General features: G+C 68.4%; 17 protein-coding genes. 9 read left to right on the forward strand and 8 right to left on the reverse strand.

The features are described 5' to 3' along the window. Positions 1–316: 316 nt before the first annotated feature. Positions 317–1,534, reverse strand: coding sequence for a non-hydrolyzing UDP-N-acetylglucosamine 2-epimerase (wecB, locus tag LGM42_RS14585; RefSeq protein WP_059640937.1), 1,218 nt, complete (start codon positions 1,532–1,534; stop codon positions 317–319). 1,121 nt (positions 1,535–2,655) lie between these two features. Here wecB and LGM42_RS14590 point away from each other — a divergent pair. From LGM42_RS14590 to LGM42_RS14630, 9 genes are all read left to right on the forward strand, one after another. After that, the gene (locus LGM42_RS14590) at positions 2,656–4,224 is read left to right on the forward strand and encodes a glycosyltransferase family 2 protein (RefSeq protein WP_226232545.1); all 1,569 of its coding nucleotides are present in this window, start codon (positions 2,656–2,658) and stop codon (positions 4,222–4,224) included. A gap of 3 nt (positions 4,225–4,227) precedes the next feature. Continuing rightward, positions 4,228–5,241 (forward strand): polymer-forming cytoskeletal protein, encoded by a 1,014-nt coding sequence (locus tag LGM42_RS14595; RefSeq protein ID WP_226232546.1) that lies wholly within the window; start codon positions 4,228–4,230, stop codon positions 5,239–5,241. After that, positions 5,234–6,238, forward strand: coding sequence for a YaiO family outer membrane beta-barrel protein (locus LGM42_RS14600; RefSeq protein ID WP_226232547.1), 1,005 nt, complete (start codon positions 5,234–5,236; stop codon positions 6,236–6,238). Before LGM42_RS14595 ends, LGM42_RS14600 begins: the two co-directional genes overlap by 8 nt. Positions 6,239–6,251: 13 nt before the next feature. Further along, complete coding sequence (locus LGM42_RS14605; RefSeq protein ID WP_060318106.1) at positions 6,252–7,022, forward strand: hypothetical protein; 771 nt, start codon at positions 6,252–6,254, stop codon at positions 7,020–7,022. A gap of 332 nt (positions 7,023–7,354) precedes the next feature. After that, positions 7,355–9,493: a polysaccharide deacetylase family protein gene (locus LGM42_RS14610; protein WP_226232548.1), complete on the forward strand. Its 2,139-nt coding sequence runs from the start codon at positions 7,355–7,357 to the stop codon at positions 9,491–9,493. Positions 9,494–9,584: 91 nt separating this feature from the next. After that, positions 9,585–10,673, forward strand: coding sequence for a hypothetical protein (locus LGM42_RS14615; protein WP_226232549.1), 1,089 nt, complete (start codon positions 9,585–9,587; stop codon positions 10,671–10,673). Positions 10,674–10,722: 49 nt separating this feature from the next. Beyond that, positions 10,723–12,540 (forward strand): glutamine--fructose-6-phosphate transaminase (isomerizing), encoded by a 1,818-nt coding sequence (glmS, locus tag LGM42_RS14620; RefSeq protein ID WP_226232550.1) that lies wholly within the window; start codon positions 10,723–10,725, stop codon positions 12,538–12,540. A gap of 256 nt (positions 12,541–12,796) precedes the next feature. Then, positions 12,797–13,873 (forward strand): glycosyltransferase family 2 protein, encoded by a 1,077-nt coding sequence (locus LGM42_RS14625; protein ID WP_226232551.1) that lies wholly within the window; start codon positions 12,797–12,799, stop codon positions 13,871–13,873. A gap of 16 nt (positions 13,874–13,889) precedes the next feature. Further along, complete coding sequence (locus LGM42_RS14630) at positions 13,890–15,167, forward strand: glycosyltransferase family 87 protein (protein ID WP_413227414.1); 1,278 nt, start codon at positions 13,890–13,892, stop codon at positions 15,165–15,167. Here the strand turns inward: LGM42_RS14630 and LGM42_RS14635 are convergent. Genes LGM42_RS14635 through LGM42_RS14665 form a run of 7 tightly spaced genes read right to left on the reverse strand, consistent with a single transcriptional unit; the run spans position 15,131 to position 21,996 of the window. Next, on the reverse strand, positions 15,131–16,171 hold the full coding sequence (locus tag LGM42_RS14635; RefSeq protein WP_226232552.1) for a TadG family pilus assembly protein: 1,041 nt from the start codon (positions 16,169–16,171) through the stop codon (positions 15,131–15,133). The genes LGM42_RS14630 and LGM42_RS14635 overlap by 37 nt on opposite strands. After that, positions 16,164–16,592, reverse strand: coding sequence for a TadE/TadG family type IV pilus assembly protein (locus LGM42_RS14640; protein ID WP_059573836.1), 429 nt, complete (start codon positions 16,590–16,592; stop codon positions 16,164–16,166). Before LGM42_RS14640 ends, LGM42_RS14635 begins: the two co-directional genes overlap by 8 nt. After that, on the reverse strand, positions 16,589–17,446 hold the full coding sequence (locus tag LGM42_RS14645; protein WP_226232553.1) for a tetratricopeptide repeat protein: 858 nt from the start codon (positions 17,444–17,446) through the stop codon (positions 16,589–16,591). Before LGM42_RS14645 ends, LGM42_RS14640 begins: the two co-directional genes overlap by 4 nt. Then, a complete protein-coding gene (locus LGM42_RS14650) occupies positions 17,443–18,387 on the reverse strand; it encodes a type II secretion system F family protein (protein WP_226232554.1) in 945 nt (314 codons plus the stop codon). The genes LGM42_RS14645 and LGM42_RS14650 overlap by 4 nt, the downstream gene beginning before the upstream one ends. Beyond that, positions 18,384–19,361, reverse strand: a complete 978-nt coding sequence (locus tag LGM42_RS14655; RefSeq protein WP_226232555.1) for a type II secretion system F family protein — start codon at positions 19,359–19,361, stop codon at positions 18,384–18,386. The genes LGM42_RS14650 and LGM42_RS14655 overlap by 4 nt, the downstream gene beginning before the upstream one ends. Further along, entirely contained in the window at positions 19,358–20,776 is a 1,419-nt protein-coding gene (locus LGM42_RS14660; protein WP_060011740.1) for a CpaF family protein, read from the reverse strand. Before LGM42_RS14660 ends, LGM42_RS14655 begins: the two co-directional genes overlap by 4 nt. Beyond that, positions 20,773–21,996, reverse strand: coding sequence for an AAA family ATPase (locus tag LGM42_RS14665; RefSeq protein ID WP_226232556.1), 1,224 nt, complete (start codon positions 21,994–21,996; stop codon positions 20,773–20,775). The genes LGM42_RS14660 and LGM42_RS14665 overlap by 4 nt, the downstream gene beginning before the upstream one ends. Positions 21,997–22,016 lie beyond the last annotated feature (20 nt).

Genomic DNA, 22,016 nt, shown 5'->3' on the forward strand with positions numbered 1-22,016 from the left:
CCGCGAACGATGCTGTCGGCCGTTGCCCGTGCAACCTTTCAACCGAACGCCGGCCGGCCGCTCGTCCGCATGGATCGCCGTCGGCATTATCGAACCATTTCGGATTCGACGTCGGATCGGGGCGATTCGGGAGTTTTAGGCAAACGGGAAGAAAACACGGCCGGGAACGAGGCGTGGCGGCGGCATGGCTGGCGAATGCAACGGCGCGATTCGTGTCGGGGCGCACACGTGCAAACATCCGGCCGACCTCGCGGCCGGACCGGATGCTCGATGGATGCGCGCGAACGCGTCGAAACGCGCTACCGCATGGTCTTCCTCACGGCGAGCGCAACGCCTGCAACCCGAGCGTGAGCGCGTTGAACGGCATTTCGGCAGCACCCATCGCGAAACTCGTCGTCTTCGTGGGCACGCCGGGCGTACGCATCAATGCGTGCACGATCCGCTCGCTCGCATGGCCGTCGCCATACGGATTGCTCGCGCGCGACATTTCCTCGTAAGCGCTCTCGCTGTCGAAGAGCCGCGACGCCTCCCACACGATCCTGTCCTGGTCGGTCCCGACGAGCCGCGCGGTGCCGGCCTGAATCGCCTCGGGCCGTTCGGTCGTCTCGCGCGTGACGAGCACCGGCTTGCCGAGCGCCGGCCCTTCCTCCTGAATGCCGCCCGAATCCGTGATGATGAAATACGCGCGCGACATCAGGAATACGAACGAAAGATATTCCTGCGGCTCGATCAGGTAGATGTTCGGCACGCCGCCGAGCCGCGCGCGCGCCGGCTCCCTCACGTTCGGATTCAGGTGCAGCGGATAGACGAACTGCGCATCCGGATAGCGTTTCGCCAGCGTGCAGAGCGCGTCGCAGAAATTCCGGAACGGTTCGCCGAAACTTTCGCGGCGATGGCCGGTGATCAGCACGACGCGCCGCGACGGTTCGAGAAACGGGAAGTACGCGGCGATCCGGTCCGTTAGCGCGGCGGTGCGATCGAGCATGCGCTTGACCTCGTGCAACGCGTCGATCACGGTATTGCCGGTCAGCGAGACCGCCCCGCCCGGCACGCCCTCGCTCAGCAGGTTGTCGCGTGCCTGCCCGGTCGGCGCGAAGTGCCATGACGACACCGCATCGGTCACGCGGCGATTCAGTTCCTCCGGCCACGGCGACCAGATGTCGCCGCTGCGCAGCCCAGCCTCCACGTGCCCGACCGGCAGATAGCGATAGAACGCCGCGAGGCTCACCGCGAGCGTGGTCGTCGTATCGCCGTGCACCAGCACGACGTCCGGACGCAATTCGTCGAAGACCATGCCGATCGCCTGAAGAATGCCGGTTGTCACGTCGGTCAGCGTCTGGCCCTGCCGCATCAGGTTGAGATCGTAGTCGGGCTTGATGTCGAACAGCGTCAGCACCTGGTCGAGCATTTGTCGATGCTGCGCGGTCACGCATACCCGGGCGTCGACACCCGCCTGCGCCTTCAGCGCGCGCACCAGCGGCGCCATCTTGATGGCCTCCGGCCGAGTCCCGAACACAAGCAAGATCTTCTTCATCGTTGTCCTCGTTTAGCCGCTTCGCGCGTGGCGATCCTGCACGTGGCGCGAAGCATGTATTCGGGCGGCGCACCCCGTACTCGCGCGCGATCGACATGCCGTGGTGCTGCGGGGCGAGCGGGCCACCTCGTCCGCGCGGTCCGGGCCGCGCGAATCGTCGTACTACCGGCCGGTTGCGGTGGATCCATCACGTCATGAACAGCTCCTCGCCGTGTCGAGTGTCAGGTCCTCCTGCTACAGCAATATTCAAACCAGCCGGCCCGCATCCCGGCCCGCTTCGTTTCACGGCGATCGTGTGCACGCGGCGCGTTGCGGAATGTTTCACAACTGCTACGGGCGCCCGCACCGCCGCCCCCCGCGACAACGACAAACAGCGGGACGCGCGCGCGATCCGTCCGACGACGTCGTCCGACGAATCGCGCATGCCTGTCGTCACGCGCGACGCATCGAAGCGCGCGCATCTTTCGACGCGCGTTGCGTCGTCTCGATTCGCCCCTTTCGTCGGTGCAGCGCGTGGCGCGCGCGGCCGTCGGCCGCCGTCGCGCGTACGGAATTTCTCCGGCGCGAGACGGCGCTTGCGTCACACGAATCGGTGCGCGGGAAATGTTGCGAATGTGTAACGCGGCGCCGAATCCGGCAAATACATCGGAGTGCGTTCCATTTTCCTCATGCGAAACCGGCGCGCGTTTCGACCGCCATACCGCCGCCTGCGCCCCAATGGACGGGACGAACCGGCCGCCACGCGAAATGCGCAACGCTTGCCGCCGGCGCCGCGCGGGCTGAATGCGATCCGTGCACGCTGATTCGTCAGTGAATCAAAACGCGCCGCCCACGCGCGTCCCGGATCTGCTTCCCGGGCACGGCGCCTTGCCGCACGGGGCATCCGGGCAGATGGCTCACGCCTTGCTTGATGTCGGACAGGTGTCCCGAAGCACTCGCACGGCAGCAGACGGACGGGGACGCCAAGGCAACGAAGCCGGGAGGCGACGCAACGCGTCCGTCCGGGGCACCCGACCACGGCCCCTGCGCGACGGACGCGCCACCGCTTTCCATTGACATCCGCGCGATCCACGCAGCGCTTCGGCGCTCGCGGTCGTCGTTGCGGGACCGGGGACCAGGACATGAAGAAAACGCGCACGGCGTCACTCTGCGAGCAAGGCATCCTGCTGCTGATCGTGCTTGCCTGCTCGCTGATCGTGCGCGATACCGACACCGCATCGCAGGCAATTGCCGAACCCGCCCGGTTCGGCGCACCGGCTGCCAACGCCGCGAACGCCGCACACATCGCGATCGCGGTGGAGCGCGCCGCGCTCGACAGCGTGACGCTGTCCCGCTCCGCGCAGGCGTCGCCCGATCCGGATGCGTCGCTCGCGCCGCCGCCCGCCCCCCCGCCGGACCTCACGCTCGATCCCGAATTGCTGCTGATGCCGTGCGTGGCCTACCTGTGGCTGTTCACGCTGCTGACGTGCGCGTATGCCGCGCGGCACTACGTATTCAGCATCGACCGCCTGTTCAAGCCGCAGCATGCGCCCTACCGGACGATGACCCACGGCGATTGGCCGCGGCTCACGGTCTTCGTCGCCGCCCACAACGAGGAAACCGTCATCGTCGATTGCCTGATGGCGCTGCTGGCCACGACCTACCCGCGCGACCGGCTGACGATCATTCCGGTCAACGACCGCTCGACCGACAACACGCGCGCGCTGATCGAGGAAGTCCGGGCGCTCGCGCCCGAGCTGATCCAGCCGTTTCACCGCGAGACCGGCAAGCCGGGCAAGGCGGCCGCGCTGAAGGATGCACTGCGCTTCATCCGCGGCGACATCATGGTGGTATTCGACGCCGACTACCTGCCGCGCCCCGGGCTGCTGAAGGAACTCGTCGCGCCGTTCTTCGACCCGGAAGTCGGCGCGGTGATGGGCCGCGTCGTGCCGCAGAACGCCGACAGCAATCTGCTCGCGCGGCTGCTCGATCTCGAGCGCGCGGGCGGCTACCAGGTCAACCAGCAAGCCCGCAACAATCTCGATCTGGTGCCGCAGTATGGCGGCACGGTGGGCGGCATCCGCAAGAGCGCGCTCGACGCCGTGGGCGGCTGGTGCGACGACACGCTCGCCGAAGACACCGACATGACCTACCGTCTGCTGCTGAGCGACTGGCGCACGGTCTATCTGAACCACGCCGAATGCTACGAGGAAGTGCCGGAGCGCTGGGCCGTCCGCGCCCGGCAACTGACGCGCTGGGCGAAGGGCCACAACCAGACGATGCTGCGCTATCTGCTGCCGGTGCTGCGCAATCCGCTGATTTCGCGGCGCTGCCGGCTCGACGGCGCGCTGCTGCTCGGCGTATTCGCGATGCCCGCGCTGCTCGCGATCGCCTGGAGCGCCGCGCTCGCGCTCTACCTGTTCAACGGCGTGAACTCGACCGCGCTCGGTCTGCTGCTGTCGCTGTTCGCGCTGTTCTCGTTCAGCACTTTCGGCAACTTCGGCGTGTTCTTCGAGATCGTCGTCGCCGCGCGGCTCGACGGCCGCGCGACGCGCCTGCGGCTCGTGCCGGTCAACGTCGTCGGCTTTTGCGTGACGATTGCGGCGGTCGTCTCCGCGCTCTGGGGGCTCCTGCTCGACGCCGCGTTGCGCCGCGAACTGAAATGGGACAAGACCGAGCGTTTCCGCCGGCAACTGAAACCGGAGCGATGAGCGATGACGACCTTCAACGTGATGGTGCCGGTGGCCGGCGTGCTCACCCTGCCGTTCCTGCCGCTGCTGCATGAACTGATCCGGCGCAGCGACGTCGCGGCGCTGCCGATCGGCGACGGGCCGTTCGTCGATCAGGCGCTGCTCGCCGCGCGCTGGCACGACGCGCTGCGCGCGCACGTGGCCGGCACGCCGCCGGCGGAGGCGTCCGTCGCCCCGCCGTGGCAAGCGCTCGGGCTGGCCGTGCAGCACGCGGACGCGATCCACGTCGCACGCGACGCGCATCGCGACGACGTGCTCCACGCCGATCGCACGATCACGCTCGACGACGGCGCGCGGGCGGCGTACGCATTCGCCGACGAGCGCATCGACATCCACACCGGCGCGACGATCGGCACGCTCGCGCATGCGCCGCTGGTGGACGTCGACGGCGCGGTGCTGCGCGGCGTCGTGGTCGGCGGCACGGTGCGCCTGCGCGGCGCCGGCGGCTTCGCGTGCCTGTATGGCGAGCCGATCGTCTTCGGCGCGGCGCCGGACCCGCGGCCCGCGGACACGGCGGCCGCTCCGCGCCGCGCGATCTCGCTCACCCGCCACTTCGCGTCGCTGCCGCATCGCTTCCTGCACGGCCGTTACCTGCTGCCGTGCGACGTTCGCCTGCCCGCGCATACGGTCGTGCAAGGCAACCTGATCGTCGACGGGACGCTCGTCCTCGGCGAAGGCTGCGTGCTGCGCGGCAGCGTCAAGGCGCATCGCGTCGAGCTCGAACGTCACGCGTTGCTGCACGGCGCGGTGTTCGCGCGCGACGACGTGTTGCTCGCCAACGCGAGCTGCATCGACGGCGTCGTGTCGGCCGGCGGCCTGCTGCGGCTCACGGGTGCGCGCATCGGTGTCGCCGGTCATCCGGTCAGCGCGTGCGCGCGCGACGTGTCGATCGTCAATCATGCCTGCGTGCATGGCGATCTCGTCGCATGGCGCAGCGGCTGGTTCCATACATCCCGTCAAGGAGCGCCTCATGTCTGATCGCCCCAGCCATCGCGGCCCGCGCGCGCCGGTTGCCACCCTCGCGATGCTGTGCGGTGTCGCCTTCGGCGCGCCCGCGGCGCTGGCGGAGCAGCCGGACGATGCCGCCGCCGTGCAGCCTCCGCCCCCCGCGACCGTCATCACGCCGCGCATGCGCGACGAGTCGATGTTCGTGCGTGTGGACGCGGAAGGCCTTCCGGACGGCGTGCCGCTCGCCGAGTTCACGCCCGAGGATACGAACCGGCCGCCGCTGCCCGATGCCGTCGTCGCCCATGTGCAGGCGCCGCAGGAATCGCATACCGAACTGACGCTCGGCTATTCGAGCGCGCACCTGACGCACGGCTACGGCGACTGGTACGGCGTCCACCTGCGCGGCGTCTATCAGGATGGCGGCCGCACCATCCTCGGCGAACTGGCGCAACTGCACCGCTTCGGCGAGAACACGCAGCTCGGCGCGCTGACCTACGTGCAGGATCTCGGGCCGGACTGGTTCGGCGGTATCGGCTTTTCGGGCACCACGTCGGGCACGATCCTGCCGAGTGCGCGCATCGACGCGTCGATCAACCGCAAGCTGTTGCCCGATCGTTCGCTGGTCGTATCGCTCGGCGCCGGCTACGCATGGAACCGCAGCGGTCACCGCGATCAGCTCTATCACGCCGGGGTGATCTGGTACGCATTGCCGAAGTGGATTTTCGAGGCAGGTGCGAACTATACGGTCGATTCGCCCGGATCGGTGAAGGCGCCCGGCTACTACGGCGCCGTCACCTACGGCGAAGCCGGCAAGAGCGTGATCGTGCTGCGCGGCGGGGTCGGCCGCGAGGCGTATCAGGTCACCGGCTCGGGCACGCAGATCGCGGATTTCCGCAGCCACGAGATCACCGCGAAATGGCGCTACTGGTTCACGCGCAAGTGGGGAACGCAGCTCGAACTCGCCTATTACCACAACCCGTACTACTCGCGGATCGGCGGCGAGCTCAGCGTGTTCTATCGCTGGTAGGCGGGCGGACGCCGTGCACACGCATCCCGTCCGTCCTCCCGTCGATCGTTCGCTGCGCATCCACGCGCATCCGCAGCGCTGGCTGTGGTCGATCGCGCTGCTGACGCCCGCGCTGTACGCGTCGCTGTGGTTCGGATTGCCGCTGGCGTGGCGCTACTGGCGCGCGGTCATGGCGTGGGGCGCGCGCGAGATCGATCCGGCGCTTCACGTGATCGTGATCGGTTATCCGCCCGACGCGCCCCGCGTGCCGCTGCTGTCGATCGACGTCGCGGCCCGCCTGCCGGGCGGCATGCTGCTGGCCGCCACCGCCGCGCTCTGTGCGATCGGTTTCGCCGCATCGTTCATCCGGCGTGCGAACTGGCTGCCTGTTGCATATCTGTTACGTATCGCGAGCTTCACCCAGTTGCTGATTTGCGCGTACTTCTGGCTCGCGCCGGGCACGTTCCCGTATGTCCCGCAACTGCATCTGCGCGACATGTTCGTGCTGCACGGCGCGGCGATCGCGCTGATCCCGCTGGTGATGGCCGCGCTGTACTACCCGCTCGATTTCTCGCTGCTGCAAAAGGCCGCCGCATCGCTGCTGGTGCTCGGCTACTTCGTGGTCGCGCTGCCGTTCGTGATGCTGCTGCATGCGACGATCATCCATCACGGCTCGCTGCTGTTTCTGCCGTTCTGCTATTTCCTGCTCGGCGGGCCGCTGCTGATCGGGCTGCTGGTCACGCTCTATACCTACTGCGCGAGCTGGCCCGGCGCACTGACGCGCGATCGCGATTCCGTCTGCTGATAGGGCCGTCAAACGCGCCGTATCAGCGATGAAACGAATCCGCCGCGTTTGCGACCGCGCCGCGCGACGTGCATCGCAGGAAGCCAGCAGGACCGGGCCTCCTGCGCCAATGGCACGTTGTTCGCTTCTTTCAACGTGTCGCATCGAGTCCTCTCGTCGGCGAAGGCAGCGCCGCGCACCGACGCATGTGCGCAACCGGCTGCCGTCGGCACGCACCGCTCGATACCCGACGAACCGGACAGCCGCACACACCTACGGGGCTGGATTGGTCGACCTGGCGGCACGCGGATCACGCTGCCGCACGCCCCCATTCCTTGAGCGAGGAGCACACCATGTTGGCAAAGTCAGGCAAGTTCTTGCGGATCCTGTTCGCGCTGTTCGCGCTCGCGTTCGCATTCAGTCCGGGCGGCGCTCAGGCGGCCACCAACCAGCTTCTGCTGTTGGTGCCCGACACGCTGACGCTGCCCGATCCGCGCGTATCCGCATGGCTCGACAGTGCGCAGGAGGAAGGGCTGCAGATCAAGGTGATGACCGACAGCCAGTTCATGGCGGCCGGCGCGTCGCTGTCGCAGTATCCGGGCCTGATCCTGCCCGATCAGGTACATACGACCGCGGCCGACTCGCTGGTAACGGCGATCCAGAACTATGCGCTGAACGGCGGCAAGGTGATGCTCGTCTACGATTTCGGCGTGCTGAATGCGGCCGGCTTCTACGTCAGCCCGAAATCGCGCTTCAGCAGCATGGTGGGCGTGGACTACGTGCTGTATGACCAATACGGCGGCAACATGATCGGCCTCGGCAACGTGACCGGCATGAGCAGCTGGTTGCGCACGCTCCAGGTGCCTCCCGGCAAGTCGATGGCGTGGACCACGGCTTCGTCGAGCACCACGACCGCGAGTGCGCTCGCATCGACGAGCACGTCGGGTACGTCGACGAATTCGACGTCGGGCACCGCACAGTTTCTGGCCGCCAGCCCGTCGAACCCGGGCGGCCTCGCCAACTACAACCACGGCGCATGGTTCCAGTACGCGACGCCATCCACGGGCAGCGGCGTGCTGAACCAGACGGCTCCGAAGCTGACCGGCACCGTGACCGGCAAGCTGAAGAAGACCACGACGTACACCGCCAATTCGCTGCTGAGCACGTCGACCGGCAAGACGGCCAACACGCTCGCGTCGACGCTGGCCACCACCACCGACACGCTCGAAGGCATCTCCGGCTACGTGTACGGTTTCCTCACCTATCCGAGCTTCGTCACGCAGGGCACGTACACCGGCACGACGATCCTGACCTCGCCGACCTTCGGGCTGGTGTCCGGCTACAACACGTACGGCAACGGCGGCGTGCTGTTCGTCAACCTGCCGCTCGCGTACCTCGACGGCCAGACCGACGGCATGCTGATCCACGGCTACCTGCATTATTTCGGCACGCAGATGCTGAACCTGCCGTCGCTGTCGCCGCTGCCGAAGGCGATGGCCGGCCTCGTATTCAACTGGCACTTCTGCGCGGGCGATCAGCTCCAGCCGGCGCTCTACCTGAAGAGCCTCGGCGTGTGGAACAACGGGCCGTTCTCGCTCGTGGTCACGGCCGGCCCCGATGAAGCGGCGTTCGGCGACGGTGGCGGCCTCAATCTCGCCAACAACCCGCCCGCGCAGAATCTCCTCAAGTATTTCGTGAGCAAGGGCCATCGCGTCGGCAGCCACGGCGGCTGGATTCACGACTACTGGGGCGCGAATGCGAGCGAAACGAACGCGAGCACGTTCACGCAGTACCTGGTGATGAATCACCAGGCCGTTCAGGCCGTGACGGCCGTGCCGGATGTCGAGTACGCGGCGCCGGAAGGCAACACGCCGACCTGGTCGGTCAACTGGCTCGAAAGCAACGGCTTCAACGGCTACTACTTCACGGGGCACACCGGTTCGGCGCCGACCCGCGCATACCGCAACGGCGCGCTGCTGAACCCGGGCCTGTGGGCTTACCCGGTGATGCCGTTCGGCAAGTACGCGACGTTCGAGGAGTTCCAGCAGTACGCGGTGCCGACGGCCGACGTGAACAACTGGTATGCATCGCTGATGAACTTCGTCGTCGCGAACCGCACGAGCCGGCTGATCTATGCGCACCCGCTCGGCGCGTCGTCCTATACGTCGACGCTGTCCGCGATCTTCTCGCAAGCCAATACGCTGAAACTGACGGGTCAGTTCAAGTGGTACACGATGAGCGACATCACGACCTTCGATCGTGCACGCCTGAACGTCACGTGGTCGGCCACCGACACGGGCAGCGGCTGGGCGTTCGCCGCCAGCCACCCGACGAGCCTCGCGAACATGACGTGGCTGCTGCCGAAGAAGGGCTTCGCACTGCCGGTCATCACGCAAGGCTTCGGCAGCGTCGTCATCACCGACTCGACGTACTGGCTCGTGACCGCGAACAGCGGCACCAGTCTCAAGTTCACCAGCGCCAAGGTGCACTGAGCCGCGACATCGACATACCCGCCGGCGCGCGACGCGGCCAACGCCGCGCCCGGCGGGATTTGCGCAGGACCACCGCGCAGGAGCCCCCATCATGAACCGGCCCGCGCTGTTCCCGGCCGCACGCGCACGCGTGACGGCCATCGCCCGGCTATGCCGCCTGTGGTGCGTCGCGTGCTGTGTCGCCGCGTGCGGCGTCGCGCTGCACGCGAGCGCCGCCGAACTCCAGCTCAACGGGCTCTACCAACGCCCGGACGGCGCGATCACCGTGCGCCTGAACGGCGCCGGCATCGATCCTTACTTCGCGTCGAAGGCGCTGCTCGCCGCCGCCGACGCCGGGCTCGACGCCCATCAGGCCGCGCTCGCGTGGATCGCGTGGCTGTTGCCGCGCCAGCGTCCGGACGGCGGCTTCGATCGCTACTGCATGAAAAGCGGCCAGTACAGCGCATGCGCCGAAGCCGATGCCGACGACGCGATGATGGCGACCTGGATCGAACTGCTCGCCCGCTTCGCGCCGCCCGACGGCCTGCCCGCCGCATGGGAGCTCAGCCTGAATCGCGCCAGTGCGCACCTGGACACGCTGCTCGCCAAGCCCACGGGCGTCTATCAGATCTCGTCGACGCTGCGCGTCGCGCTGCTGATGGACAACGTCGAGGTGCACAGCGCGTTCCAGGCGCTCGCGGCGTACTACGTCCGGCATGCCGACTCCACGCACGCCGGCCCGTGGAGCCAGCGCGCCGACCGGCTCGCGTCCGCGATCCTGAAGGTGTTCTGGCGCGGCACGCAGTCCGGCTTTCGCGCGAGCACGCAGCGCATCAGCGACACGACGTTCTACCCCGCGAAAGTCGCGCAGATCTTTCCGCTGCTGTCCGGCATTCAGGTTCCCGAACAATCGAACGACACGATCTACGCGCAGTGGATGCAGAAGTACGGCAAGACCTGGCTGCAACTCGCCGGCTCCGATTATCCATGGGGCTTGATCGCACTGGTCGCACTCAAGATGAACGACAGGAACACGGTCGCGTGCTGGCATGCGCGATCGGGCCCGTACCGGCACGGCGCACACTGGAACGTACTGGAGGAAGCGCTTTACCTGGCATTCGAAAGCCGGATGGCCGACCCGGTCGCGCCCGCTCAATGCGGCTTCACGACGGCGGCGACAACGGAGACCGCGTCACGCTGATCGACGCGTGCGCACGGTCCGGGGGAATCTACAGGGAAGGAGACGTGTCATGTGTGGCATCGTCGGCGCGGTCGCGCAACGGGACATCGTCCCGATTCTGATCGAAGGTTTGCGCCGCCTGGAATATCGCGGCTACGATTCATGCGGGGTGGCGACCGTCGTCAACGGCCAGGCACGCCGCGAGCGCAGCGTGTCGCGCGTCGCCGACCTCGACGCCCACGTGCGCAGCGCCGGCCTGTCCGGCAGCACCGGCATCGCGCACACGCGCTGGGCGACGCACGGCGCGCCGGCCACCTGCAACGCGCATCCGATCTTCTCGCGCGACGAGATCGCGCTGGTACACAACGGCATCATCGAGAACCACGAAACGTTGCGCAGGCAACTGGCCGACGAACACTACGAGTTCGACGGACAGACCGACACCGAAGTGGTCGCGCACCTGATCCACAGCAAGTATCGCGGCGACCTGCTCGCCGCCGTGCGCGACGCGACCTCGCAACTGCACGGCGCGTATGCGATCGCGGTGTTCAGCAAGCACGAGCCGCAGCGGCTGATCGGCGCGCGGGCCGGCTCGCCGCTCGTCGTCGGCGTGAAGGACGGCGAATGCTTTCTCGCGTCCGACGCGCTCGCGCTCGCCGGCATCACCGACCGCTTCATCTTCCTCGAGGAAGGCGACATCGTCGAGCTGACGCCGGGCGGCGTACGGGTGCTCGATCGCAACGGCGCGCCGATCGAACGCGCGATCCAGACCGTTTCGTCCACGCAGGGCGTGGTCGAGCTCGGGCCGTACCGGCACTTCATGCAGAAGGAAATCTTCGAGCAGCCGCGGGCCGTGGCCGCGACCATCCCCGATGCCGGGCTGTTCGACCCCGCCGTATTCGGCCCGGACGCCGCGCGCGCGTTCGAACAGATCGACAACGTGCTGATTCTCGCGTGCGGCACGAGCCACTACTCGGGCCTGACCGCACGCCGCTGGCTCGAGACGATCGCGCGCCTCCCCGCGCAGGTCGAGATCGCGAGCGAATATCGCTACAGCGACGCGCTCGCGACGCCGAACACGCTGGTGGTCAGCGTGTCGCAATCCGGCGAGACCGCCGACACGCTCGCCGCGCTGAAGTACGCGCAGGCGCTCGGCCACATCGACACGCTGGCGATCTGCAACGTGCCGACCAGCGCGATGATGCGCCAGACCAGCCTGCGCTTCCTGACACGAGCGGGCCCGGAGATCGGCGTCGCGTCGACCAAGGCGTTCACGACGCAGCTCGTCGCGCTGTTCATCCTCGCCGTGACGCTCGGGCGGCTGCGCGGCTACGTCGACGACGCGCAACTCGCGCGCTATGCGCTGCAGTTGCGGCGCCTGCCTGGCGCACTCGAGGACGTGCTCGGGCTGGAGCCGCAGATCGCGCGCTGGGCAGCGGAATTCTCGCAGCATGAAAACGCGCTGTTTCTCGGGCGCGGGCTGCACTACCCGATCGCGCTCGAGGGCGCGTTGAAGCTGAAGGAGATCTCGTATATCCACGCGGAAGCGTATCCGGCCGGCGAGCTGAAACACGGGCCGCTCGCGCTCGTCACGCACACGATGCCCGTTGCGACGATCGCGCCGAACGATGCGCTGCTCGAGAAGCTCAAGTCAAACATGCAGGAAGTGCGCGCGCGCGGCGGGCAGCTCTACGTATTCGCGGATGCCGATACGCGGATCGACAACGGCGAAGGCGTGTCGGTGCTTCGGATGCCGGATTACTACGGGCTGTTGTCGCCGATTCTGCACGTCGTGCCGTTGCAGTTGCTCGCGTATCACGCGGCGTGCTTGCGGGGCGCGGATATCGACAAGCCGAGGAATCTGGCGAAATCGGTGACGGTGGAGTGATGGGCGGTTGCTCGACGCGCGCGGGCCGGTGAAGATCGCCAACCGATCGAGCCGGCCCGCCCTGCACGATTCGCCGTCGATTCGTGCCTTGTCGAATCCCGAATACTTCGTACAATACTTAAACCCTATGCCGGCCAGTCCACCGTGGAAAGGCTGGCCGGGACCGCCTTCGCCCCGAATCGGGTAACCCCCGTTCGGCGAACGACAACGGAAACCTACCGCGCAACGCAGGCCGAATCTCTCCGGGGGCCGCAACGTGTCGACGCATGCCAGGAAGCCGCTGATATCGCTCGTCGTGCCTTTTCATGACGAAGAAGAAACGATCGACGCATTCTTTGCCGAAACGCTGCCCGTTCTGGAGTCGGTCGGCTCGGTGCGCTTCGAGATCGTCTGCATCAACGACGGCAGCCGCGACGGCACGCTGGACCGGCTGCTCTCGGTCGCCGCCGGCGACGCGCGCGTGCACATCGTGGATCTCACCCGCCGCTTCGGCAAGGAGGCGGCGCTCACCGCCGGCATCGACGAAGCGGCCGGCGCGGCCGTGATCCTGATCGACGCCGACCTGCAGGACCCGCCCGCGCTGATTCCCGCGATGCTCGAACGCTGGCGCGCGGGCGCCGAGGTCGTCGCCGCGAAGCGCACCGACCGGATGTGCGATCCGCTGATGCAACGCGTGGCGGCCTCGCTCTACTACCGCGTGCACAATCGGCTCTCCGAAGTGGAGATGCCGGAGAACGTCGGCGATTTCCGGCTGATGGACCGCCAGGTCGTCGACGCGCTGCGGGCGCTGCCCGAACGGCGGCGCTTCATGAAGGGCCTGTTCGCGTGGGTCGGCTACCGTACCGAGATCATCGAATACACGCGTGCGCCGCGCAGCGGCGGCCGCTCGAAATTCTCCGGCTGGCGGCGCTGGAATTTCGCGCTCGAGGGCATCACGAGTTTCAGCACGGTGCCGCTGCGCGTGTGGACCTACGTCGGCCTCGCGTTCGCCGCGCTGTCGTTCGTCTACGGCGCGTACATCGTGATGCGCACGCTGCTGTATGGCAATCCGGTGCACGGCTACCCGTCGCTGATTTCCGTCGTGCTGTTCGTCGGCGGCATCCAGTTGATCGGCATCGGCGTGATCGGCGAATACCTCGGCCGCATCTATCACGAATCGAAGCAGCGCCCCGTCTATCTCGTGCGGCGGCGCTACCGCGCCGAGCGCGATGCGGCCGCGCGACCGGCATCGAAGCTGCTGCAGTTCCCGCTCAAGCGCACGCACCCGGCGCGCCGCCGGGTCGCGACGCCGGCGGCCACGGGCATCGCCGCGCGCAAGGCGTCGTTCAAGTAAGCGCGGGCCACGTCAATTGGACATCCTCCGGCAATCGACACGCCCGACGGCGCGGCCCGTCGTCGCGTGGCTCACGTCGCGACGCGTCGTCCTGTACAGCGCGCTGATGCTGGTGTCGTACGCGCTGTTCATTGCGATCTGGATCGCGGTCGTTCGTCACGCGTCCGGCAGCGGCGGCGTCACGCCGCGCCCGGGCGCCGACTTCTCGGTGTTCTGGTCCGCGTCGTACGTGATGCTGCACGGCACGCCCTCGCACGCATACGATTTTTCCGCATTCTCGCGGCTGGCGACCGGGCTGTTTCCGAACCTTCCCCGCGACGTCTTCGCACCGTGGCTGTACCCGCCCACCTATCTGCTGCTCGTGACGCCGCTGGCGCTGCTGCCGTTCGCGCTTGCTTATCCGCTGTTCGTCGCGTTCGGCGTGCTCATGCTCGGCCTCGCCGCGTGGTGCGTATCCGGCCTCCGCGCGATGCCCGGCGCATCGCGCGCCGGCGCATTCGCGCTGGTTGCCGCGCCATGCGTGTTCGTCACCGCGACGCTCGGGCAGAACACGTTCCTGACCGCCTCGTGCGCGGCGCTGGCCGTTTACTGGGCCGATCGGCGGCCGATATATGCCGGCCTGTGCATCGCGCTGCTGTCGGTCAAGCCGCAACTGGCGCTGCTGTTCCCGTTCGTGCTGGTCGCCGCGCGCGCATGGCGCACGATCATGTGGGCCGCGCTCGCGACCGGCGCGTTCGCCGCGTCGAGCGTGCTCGTCTGCGGCGTCGAGTCGCCGCGCCTGTTCGTCGCCAGCGCCGGCATCGCCCGCTCGATCGTCCTCGAGCATGGCGTCGGGTTCTGGCTCGCGTCGCCCACGCCGTTCGCGGCGTTTCGTCTCGCGGACGTGCCGCTCGGCGCCGCGTACGCCGCGCATGCGTGCATCGCCGCGATCGCGATCTACGCCGCTTGCGTCGTATGGATGCAGTCGCGCGACACCCGCGTGCGTGCGGCCGTACTGACGGTCGCGACGCTCGTGGCGAACCCGTACGTGTGGCACTACGAACTCGCGTGGCTTGCCATCGCGATCGCGTGCATGCTGTCGATCGGCTGGCGCGACGGCTGGCTGCGCGGCGAACAGGCCGCGATCGCGCTGATGTGGGCGCTGCCGATCGTCGAATACCTGAACCCGTGGCTGCAACTGCCGCAGATCGGCCCGGCCGTGACGCTCTTCGCGCTGCTGGTGCTGCTGCGCCGCGCCCGCCACGACGCTCGCAACAGTCACAACGCAAGCCGCGGCGGCACGTACACGCCGTAGTACGGCCCGACGCCCGTCGCGACGCCGGTCATCTTCACACCGGCGACGAAGTGCCCCTGGATGTACTTGTATGCGCCGCCGAGCGACACGTCGATGTGGAACGCGGCAAATGCGACGATCGGCACGTAGGTGCTGCTCGACGTCTGCGTGACGACCGGCAGCACGACCGTCGCGCCGACCGGCACCGACGTGTAGAGCGTCGCCTTCACGCCGGTCGCGAGATAGATGCTGTCGCCGATATTGAGCGTCGTCGGGTTGCCGGTCACCATCAGGCCGCCCATCGTCGTCGTGTCGGTCGCGGTCGACTGGAACGACGTCCACTGACCGCCCATGCACAGCGCGCCATACGTCTGGCCGTTCGTGATCGAAAACTGGTACGGCAGACCCGTGAGCGGATTGATCAGCGGCTGGTTGGTCTGCGCGTTCCAGTACTGGTTGTACACGCACTGGTCGATCGCGATCGGAAAGAGCCCGCCCGCCGCGACGCCGCCCGGCGCGGCGAGCACCGCGATCGCGGTCGCGCCGCCGGATGCGCCGGGGATGCCGAGCAACCCGCCGAGCAGCAGTGGAATCGAGCCGCCATTGATGCCCGGCGCGCGCGACACGGTCACCTGCACCGCCGGCACGTCGTACGGGCCGGGCGTGATCGTGGTCGGCTGCATCGATCCGGGCGTGCGCGTCACGTTCCAGTAGCCGGTCGTCACGGTGCCGCTCGCGAGCCGCGCGCCCGCCGCCGAATTCAGCGCGATCACGCCGTTCGCCGCCGGCGCGGCCTGCGACCAGTTCAGCGGCCCGCCCGTCGGCGACATCATCGCGTCGGCCGCGGCGAGCGCGGCCGCGTCCGCCGCATTCTGCAACTGGTTGCGCACCGTGGCGATCCACGCGATGTCGATCGCCAGCGCGCCGAACGACAGCAGCGGGATCAGGAACATCAGGAAGAACAGCGCGACGGAACCGCGTTCGCGCGCGGCGCCGATGCATCGCGTGCCGGCCGCGTCATTCATAGAGCATCACCGAGGTAGCCGAGATCGTCACGGGGCCCGTCAGCGCGCTGAACGCCGAACCGAGCACCAGCCCCGCATACGTGTAGGTCACCGTGACCGTCAGCGCGGTGCCCGCCGTCGTGCCGTTCGCCTGCGTCACGGTCACGGTCGGCGTCGTCGGCGTGCCGCCGGTGATCAGGCTGTTCTGCGTATAGCTCAGCGCGACGTTGGCGATCTGCGTCGGGGTCAGCATCGGCACGCGCAGCACGACGCCGGCCCGCGCGGCTTCGCGGCTCGCGTTCGTGATCACGGCCTTGTCGCACAGCAGCAGGCTCGTGTCGATGATGCCGATCAGCACCATCAACAGGAACGGCAGCATCAATACGAATTCGAGGGATACGACGCCGCGCGCGTGGCGGGCGCCCGTCGCCCCGCGTGTCATTTTACGGCCCCCGCGGCGGGCGGCACGGCGCGCGGCTCGAGCGCGGCGCCCTTCGACGGCCGCGACGCATCGCCGACCGGACGCGCCGCGAGCTGCGTACGCACCGCCTGGTACACGCGCAGATTGTCGGCCACCGCCGACGCGGGCAGGTCCGCAGACAGCAGCTTCTTCGCCGAATCGGTGTTGCCGAGCACGCCGTACGCGAACGCGAGGTTCTGGCGCGCCTGCCACGGCGCATCGGGCAGCCCGGCCACGTCGAGCAGCACGTTCACGCCTTCGCGCGGACGATTGCTCAGCACGAGCGACAGCCCGAGGTCGACCCGCAGCCCCTGCGCGTCCGGATGCGCGCTCAGCGCGTCCCGGTACACGTTCTGAGCGTCCTCGTGGCGGCCCTGAAGATCGAGCACCGTGCCGAGCCCCTGCGCCGCGAGCGGCAGGTTTGGCTGCGCGGCGAGCAAGTCGCGATAGCGGCGCGCGGCCTCGTCGAGTCGACGCTGTCGCAACGCGACGCGCGCGAGCCCGACCTGCGGCCCGAGTTCGGCCGGCGCAAGCTGCCGCGCCTGCTCGTACAGAATACGCGCGCGCTCCAGATCGCCTGCGCGATAGTTCACGTCGGCAAGCCCCAGTTGCGCGGCGAGCGAATCGGGATGCCGCGCCAGCACCTTCGCGTACAGCGTCGACGCGAGATCGACGTTGCCGCCGGCCAGCGCGCTGTCGGCGATGCGCAATTCGGCCTGCGGGTCGTCGCTCTTGTGCGACAGCGCCGGCCGCGTCTGGATACCCGGCGCGCAGCCGCCGGCGAGCAGCGGCAGCACGGCTGCGAAGGCGAACGCACGGAGCGCGGGGCCTGTCATTTGAACACCTCGAGCAAACGGATGGCCGCCGGGCCTGCCGCGATCAGGCCGACCGTCGGCAGGATGAACAGCATCATCGGCAGCGTGATCTTCGGCGCGAGCTTCGCGGCCTGCTCCTCGAGCGCGACGATCTGCTCGGTGCGCTCGCTGCGCGACAGCGTTCGCAGCGCCTGCGTGATCGGCGTGCCGAACCGCTGCGATTGCGTGAGCGTCGTGGCCAGCGAGCGCGCCGACGCGAAGTCGACGCGGATCGCGAAATGCGTGAGCGCTTCGGACACGTTGCCGCTCAGCGTCAGCTCGTCCGCGCACACCGTCAGCTCGTCGGCGAGCGGCGGGCAGATGCGCCTGAGTTCGCGCGCGACGCGCCGCACGCCCGATGCGAGGCTGTTGCCGGCCATCGTGCAGATCACGAGCAGGTCGAGCGCATCCGGAAAGCATGCGGCGATGATCCGCCGGCGCCGCCGGATCATCGCGCCGAGCACGTATTCCGGCACGATCACGCCGACCACGAACGCGGCGACCATCGCCACCGCGCGGATCACGAAGTATTCGCCGAAGCGCGGAATATACGGGCTGAACACCATCGCGACGCCGGCGAACAGCACGCCGCAACTGAGCTTGATGCCGATCATCGACGACACCGCGCGCCGTTCCCGAAAGCCCGCGCGCGCCAGCTGCAGCGCGAGCTTCGCGCGCTGCATCGGATCGAGCACGGGCAGCCGCTCGCCGAGCTGCGCGAGCCGCCGCGTCAGGTCACGACGCACGTCGCCCGGCTGCAGGCGCCCCGTTCCCAGCTCGGGCGACCGCTGTCCGGCGGCCTGCTGCACGCGCACGGCGATGCGCCGGCGCGTGCCGCCGCCCGGCGTCGCGAGCGCCGCCGCGACGCACGCGAGCAGCAGCAACAGTTCGAGGCCGCGGGCGGCCACCATCGACATCGTCATCGTGCAGTATCCAGTTTCGAGATCTTGCGAATCGTCACCAGTCCGATCGTCAGCAGCGTCGCGGCGATCGTCAGCATCACGCGTCCGGCATGCGTATCGAACAGCAGCATCACGTATGCGCGGTTCACGAGGAACAGCGCGCCGATCATCACGAACGGCACCGCCGAGATGATCTTCGTCGTGATCCGCCCCTCGGCGGTCAGCGCGCGTGTCTTCAGGCGGATGTCGCGGCGCGTGCGGATGATGCTCGACAACTCGTCGAGCGTCTCGCCGAGGCTGCCGCCGGTCTCGCGCTGCAGCAGCAGGTAGACGGTGAAGAACGAGAAATCCGCGATCATCAGCCGGTCCGCCGCGTGCGTCAGCACGTCCTTCAGATCCGCGCCGACGCGCAGGCTGTCGCCCATCGTGCGGAAGGTCGAGCGCACCGGCTCGGCGGCGCTGTCGCCGACCGTGCTGATCGCCTGCGTGACGGGAATGCCCGCGCGCACCGCCCGCACGATCAGGTCGATCGCGTCTGGGAACGCCTCCAGAAAGCGCAGCCGGAAGCGCTCGACCAGCGCGCGATAGCTCGCGCGCATCGCGATCAGCGGCAGCCCGACGTAAATCGCCGGATGCACCACGCGCGGCAGCGCCACGAGCTTCACCACGACGATCCCCGCGACCGCGCCGGCGATCGTGCTCGCGACGACGATCCGCAGCCCGCGCTCGCCGCCGACCGCGCGCACGCGCGTCACGTAGCGCTGCACCCATGCCCGCACGCGGGTCTGCCGGCGCGGCAGGTTGAACAGCGCGACACCGGCCCCGGCTGCCGCACCGGCGGCCCGGCCCGTCAGCGATGGCGCAATGCGCTGCATCCGCGCGCGAATGCGCTGCTCCGGCGTCTGGCGCGCGCGGTCGAGCAACGCCGACAGGCCGAGCCCCACCGCGAGGATCACGACGAAGGCGCCGAGCGCGAACAGGTCCGCGGTCCTCATTGCCGGAACGCCTCGTTAAGCGCGTCCTCGACGCCGTAGTACGCGGCGCGCGGCGCGAAGGCGGGCCGCAGCGACGACGCCTCGAACACGCCCTTCACCGCGTCGCGCGTCGTGTCGCCTTCCTGGCGGAACGCGAACAGGTCCTGCGTGATCACGACTTCGCCTTCCATCCCGACGATCTCGGTGATCCGCGTCACGCGGCGCACGCCGTCGCGCATCCGCTCGACCTGCACGAACAGATGCACGGCGCTCGCGATCTGGCGCCGGATCGACAGCAGCTGCAGGTTCGCATTCGCCATCATGACCATGCTTTCGAGCCGGCTGATCGCGTCGCGCGGCGAGTTCGCATGGATCGTCGTCATCGAGCCGTCGTGGCCCGTGTTCATCGCCTGCAGCACGTCGAATGCCTCCGCGCCGCGGATTTCGCCGAGGATGATGCGGTCGGGCCGCATGCGCAGCGCGTTGCGCACGAGATCGCGCTGCGAGATGCCGCCGAGCCCTTCCGTGTTCTCCGGCCGCGTCTCGAGGCTCACCACGTGCGGCTGCAGCAGTTGCAGCTCGGCAGCGTCCTCGATCGTCACGATCCGCTCGTGCTCCTCGATGTGCTGCGACAGCGCGTTGAGCAGCGTCGTCTTGCCCGACCCGGTGCCGCCCGAGATCACGATGTTCAGCCGGCACGCGCATGCGATCTTCAGGACCTGCAGCATCCCGTGCGAGATGTTGCCCTGATGCGCCATCCGCGCGAGCGTGATGTCGCGCTTCGCGAACTTGCGGATCGAGATCGACGCGCCGCGCATCGCGATCGGCGGCAGGACCACGTTTACGCGGCTGCCGTCGGCAAGACGCGCATCGACCATCGGGCTGCTCTCGTCGACGCGGCGCCCGACCGCCGCCGCGATCCGCTGCGCGACGCTCGTCACGTGCGCGTTGTCGCGAAACTTCAGCGGCGTGAGCTCGAGCCGCCCCGCGCGTTCGACGTACACCTGGTCGGGGCCGTTCACGAGGATGTCGGACACGGTGTCGTCGGCAAGCAGCGGCTCGATCGGCCCGACGCCGAACATGTCGTTCAGGATCGCGTCGACGATCAGCACCTGCTCGCCCGTGGTGATCTTCAGGCGCTCGCGCTCGACCGTGTGCGCGGCCACCTGTTCGATGCCGGCCCGCACTTCGTCGCGCGTCTTCATCAGCGCGGCCGACATGTTCATCGACGCGAACACCGCGTTGCGGATCGCGTCGAACTTGCCGGAGCGGATGAGCGCCTCCTGGGTATCGGCCGTCGCGGCCGCACGCGCCGACGTGGACATGGACGCCGGCACCGGGCTTACGGCCGGCGCGGGCGCGGTGTCGTGCGGCGCGGGGCGAGAACCCGCCGGCGCAGGGTCCGGTGTCGGCTGCTTGCGGGTACCGAACGTCACGATCCCTTCCTCCATTTGACGAAGCGCGCGTACCACGGCTCGGCGACGGCCATCGATTCGCCGGTGATGCCGTTCGCGAGCAGCCGGATCTCGTCCAGGAAGCCGCGGCGTTTCGAGCGTTCGATCGGCTCGCCCAGGTTCTCCGCGATCGCGAGCGACTGCGCCTCGTGCGGCAGCTCGCGCAATTGCACACCGCCGAACGCATCCTCGAAATCCGACTGCGCGACGCGCCCCTTGACCGGCTCGAGCGGATTGTTCAGCACCATCGACAGCAGCCGCTCGCCCGGCATTTCCTTCACGAAGCGCGCAAGCCGCGCGGCTTCGTACGCGGCGTGCACCGACCGGTCGGCGACGATATAGACGAGATCGGACACCGTCAGCGCATCCTCGAACAGCTTGCCGGCACGGTAGCCGACGTCGAACAGCACGTAATGGAAGCGGTCCTTCAGCATGTCGACGAGCTGCGCGATCGCATCGTCGCGCAGCAGCGCGTCTTCGCCGTATGCGAGTTCGGCCGACAGCACGTGCAGGCGGTCGCCCTTCGTGACGAACATGCGGTCGAACAGCGCGTCGTCGGGGCGCAGCTCCATGTTCAGCAATTCGATCAGCCCGTTGTTGCTCGACAGCCCGAGCATCGAGTTCGCGCCGCCGCCATGCAGGTTCAGGTCGACGTACGCGACGCGCCGACGCTTCTCCCCCGCCAGGCAGCGCGCGAGGCTGACCGCGATCGTCGTCGCGCCGACGCCGCCGCGCGCGCCGACGAAGCTCACGATCTTGCCGGTGCGCACCTGCACGACCGACTCCGTCGTGGTCAGCGCGCGCCGCATCAGCTCGACGGTCAGCGGCTTGACGATGTAGTCCTGCACGCCGATGCCGAGCAGGTTGCGGAACAGCCCGACGTCGTTCTGCGTGCCGATCGCGACGACCCGCACCGACGGATCGCACACGTCCGCGAGCCGCATCAGGTCCGACACCGGCAGCACCGAATCCGACACGTCGACGATCAATTGGCGCGGCGAGCGCTCTTGCTGCTGCAGCAACCGGATCGCGTCGTCGCAGTCGCCCGGGTGCACGTGGGCGCGCGCGATCGACAGATCCTGCGCGACGCGGCGGATCACGTCCTCGCTGCCCGCATCGGACACGACCGCGAGGAGATCCGCCGCTCCGGCGGAGGCGGCGCGCTTGGCGTTCTGGCGGTCGAGGACGTTCATGGGCGGCATCGCGATCGCATCGTGAGTGG

This window comes from Burkholderia sp. AU39826 (assembly GCF_020419965.1).
Lineage (GTDB): Bacteria > Pseudomonadota > Gammaproteobacteria > Burkholderiales > Burkholderiaceae > Burkholderia > Burkholderia semiarida.

Bases quoted from the DNA above. Each gene is read 5' to 3' on its own strand.
- LGM42_RS14665 (WP_226232556.1), bottom strand. From the start codon at position 21,996: ATGCCGCCCATGAACGTCCTCGACCGCCAGAACGCCAAGCGCGCCGCC.
- LGM42_RS14600 (WP_226232547.1), top strand. From the start codon at position 5,234: ATGTCTGATCGCCCCAGCCATCGCGGCCCGCGCGCGCCGGTTGCCACC.
- LGM42_RS14655 (WP_226232555.1), bottom strand. From the start codon at position 19,361: ATGAGGACCGCGGACCTGTTCGCGCTCGGCGCCTTCGTCGTGATCCTC.
- LGM42_RS14615 (WP_226232549.1), top strand. From the start codon at position 9,585: ATGAACCGGCCCGCGCTGTTCCCGGCCGCACGCGCACGCGTGACGGCC.
- LGM42_RS14610 (WP_226232548.1), top strand. From the start codon at position 7,355: ATGTTGGCAAAGTCAGGCAAGTTCTTGCGGATCCTGTTCGCGCTGTTC.
- LGM42_RS14595 (WP_226232546.1), top strand. From the start codon at position 4,228: ATGACGACCTTCAACGTGATGGTGCCGGTGGCCGGCGTGCTCACCCTG.
- glmS (WP_226232550.1), top strand. From the start codon at position 10,723: ATGTGTGGCATCGTCGGCGCGGTCGCGCAACGGGACATCGTCCCGATT.
- LGM42_RS14640 (WP_059573836.1), bottom strand. From the start codon at position 16,592: ATGACACGCGGGGCGACGGGCGCCCGCCACGCGCGCGGCGTCGTATCC.
- LGM42_RS14650 (WP_226232554.1), bottom strand. From the start codon at position 18,387: ATGACGATGTCGATGGTGGCCGCCCGCGGCCTCGAACTGTTGCTGCTG.
- LGM42_RS14645 (WP_226232553.1), bottom strand. From the start codon at position 17,446: ATGACAGGCCCCGCGCTCCGTGCGTTCGCCTTCGCAGCCGTGCTGCCG.
- wecB (WP_059640937.1), bottom strand. From the start codon at position 1,534: ATGAAGAAGATCTTGCTTGTGTTCGGGACTCGGCCGGAGGCCATCAAG.
- LGM42_RS14590 (WP_226232545.1), top strand. From the start codon at position 2,656: ATGAAGAAAACGCGCACGGCGTCACTCTGCGAGCAAGGCATCCTGCTG.
- LGM42_RS14635 (WP_226232552.1), bottom strand. From the start codon at position 16,171: ATGAATGACGCGGCCGGCACGCGATGCATCGGCGCCGCGCGCGAACGC.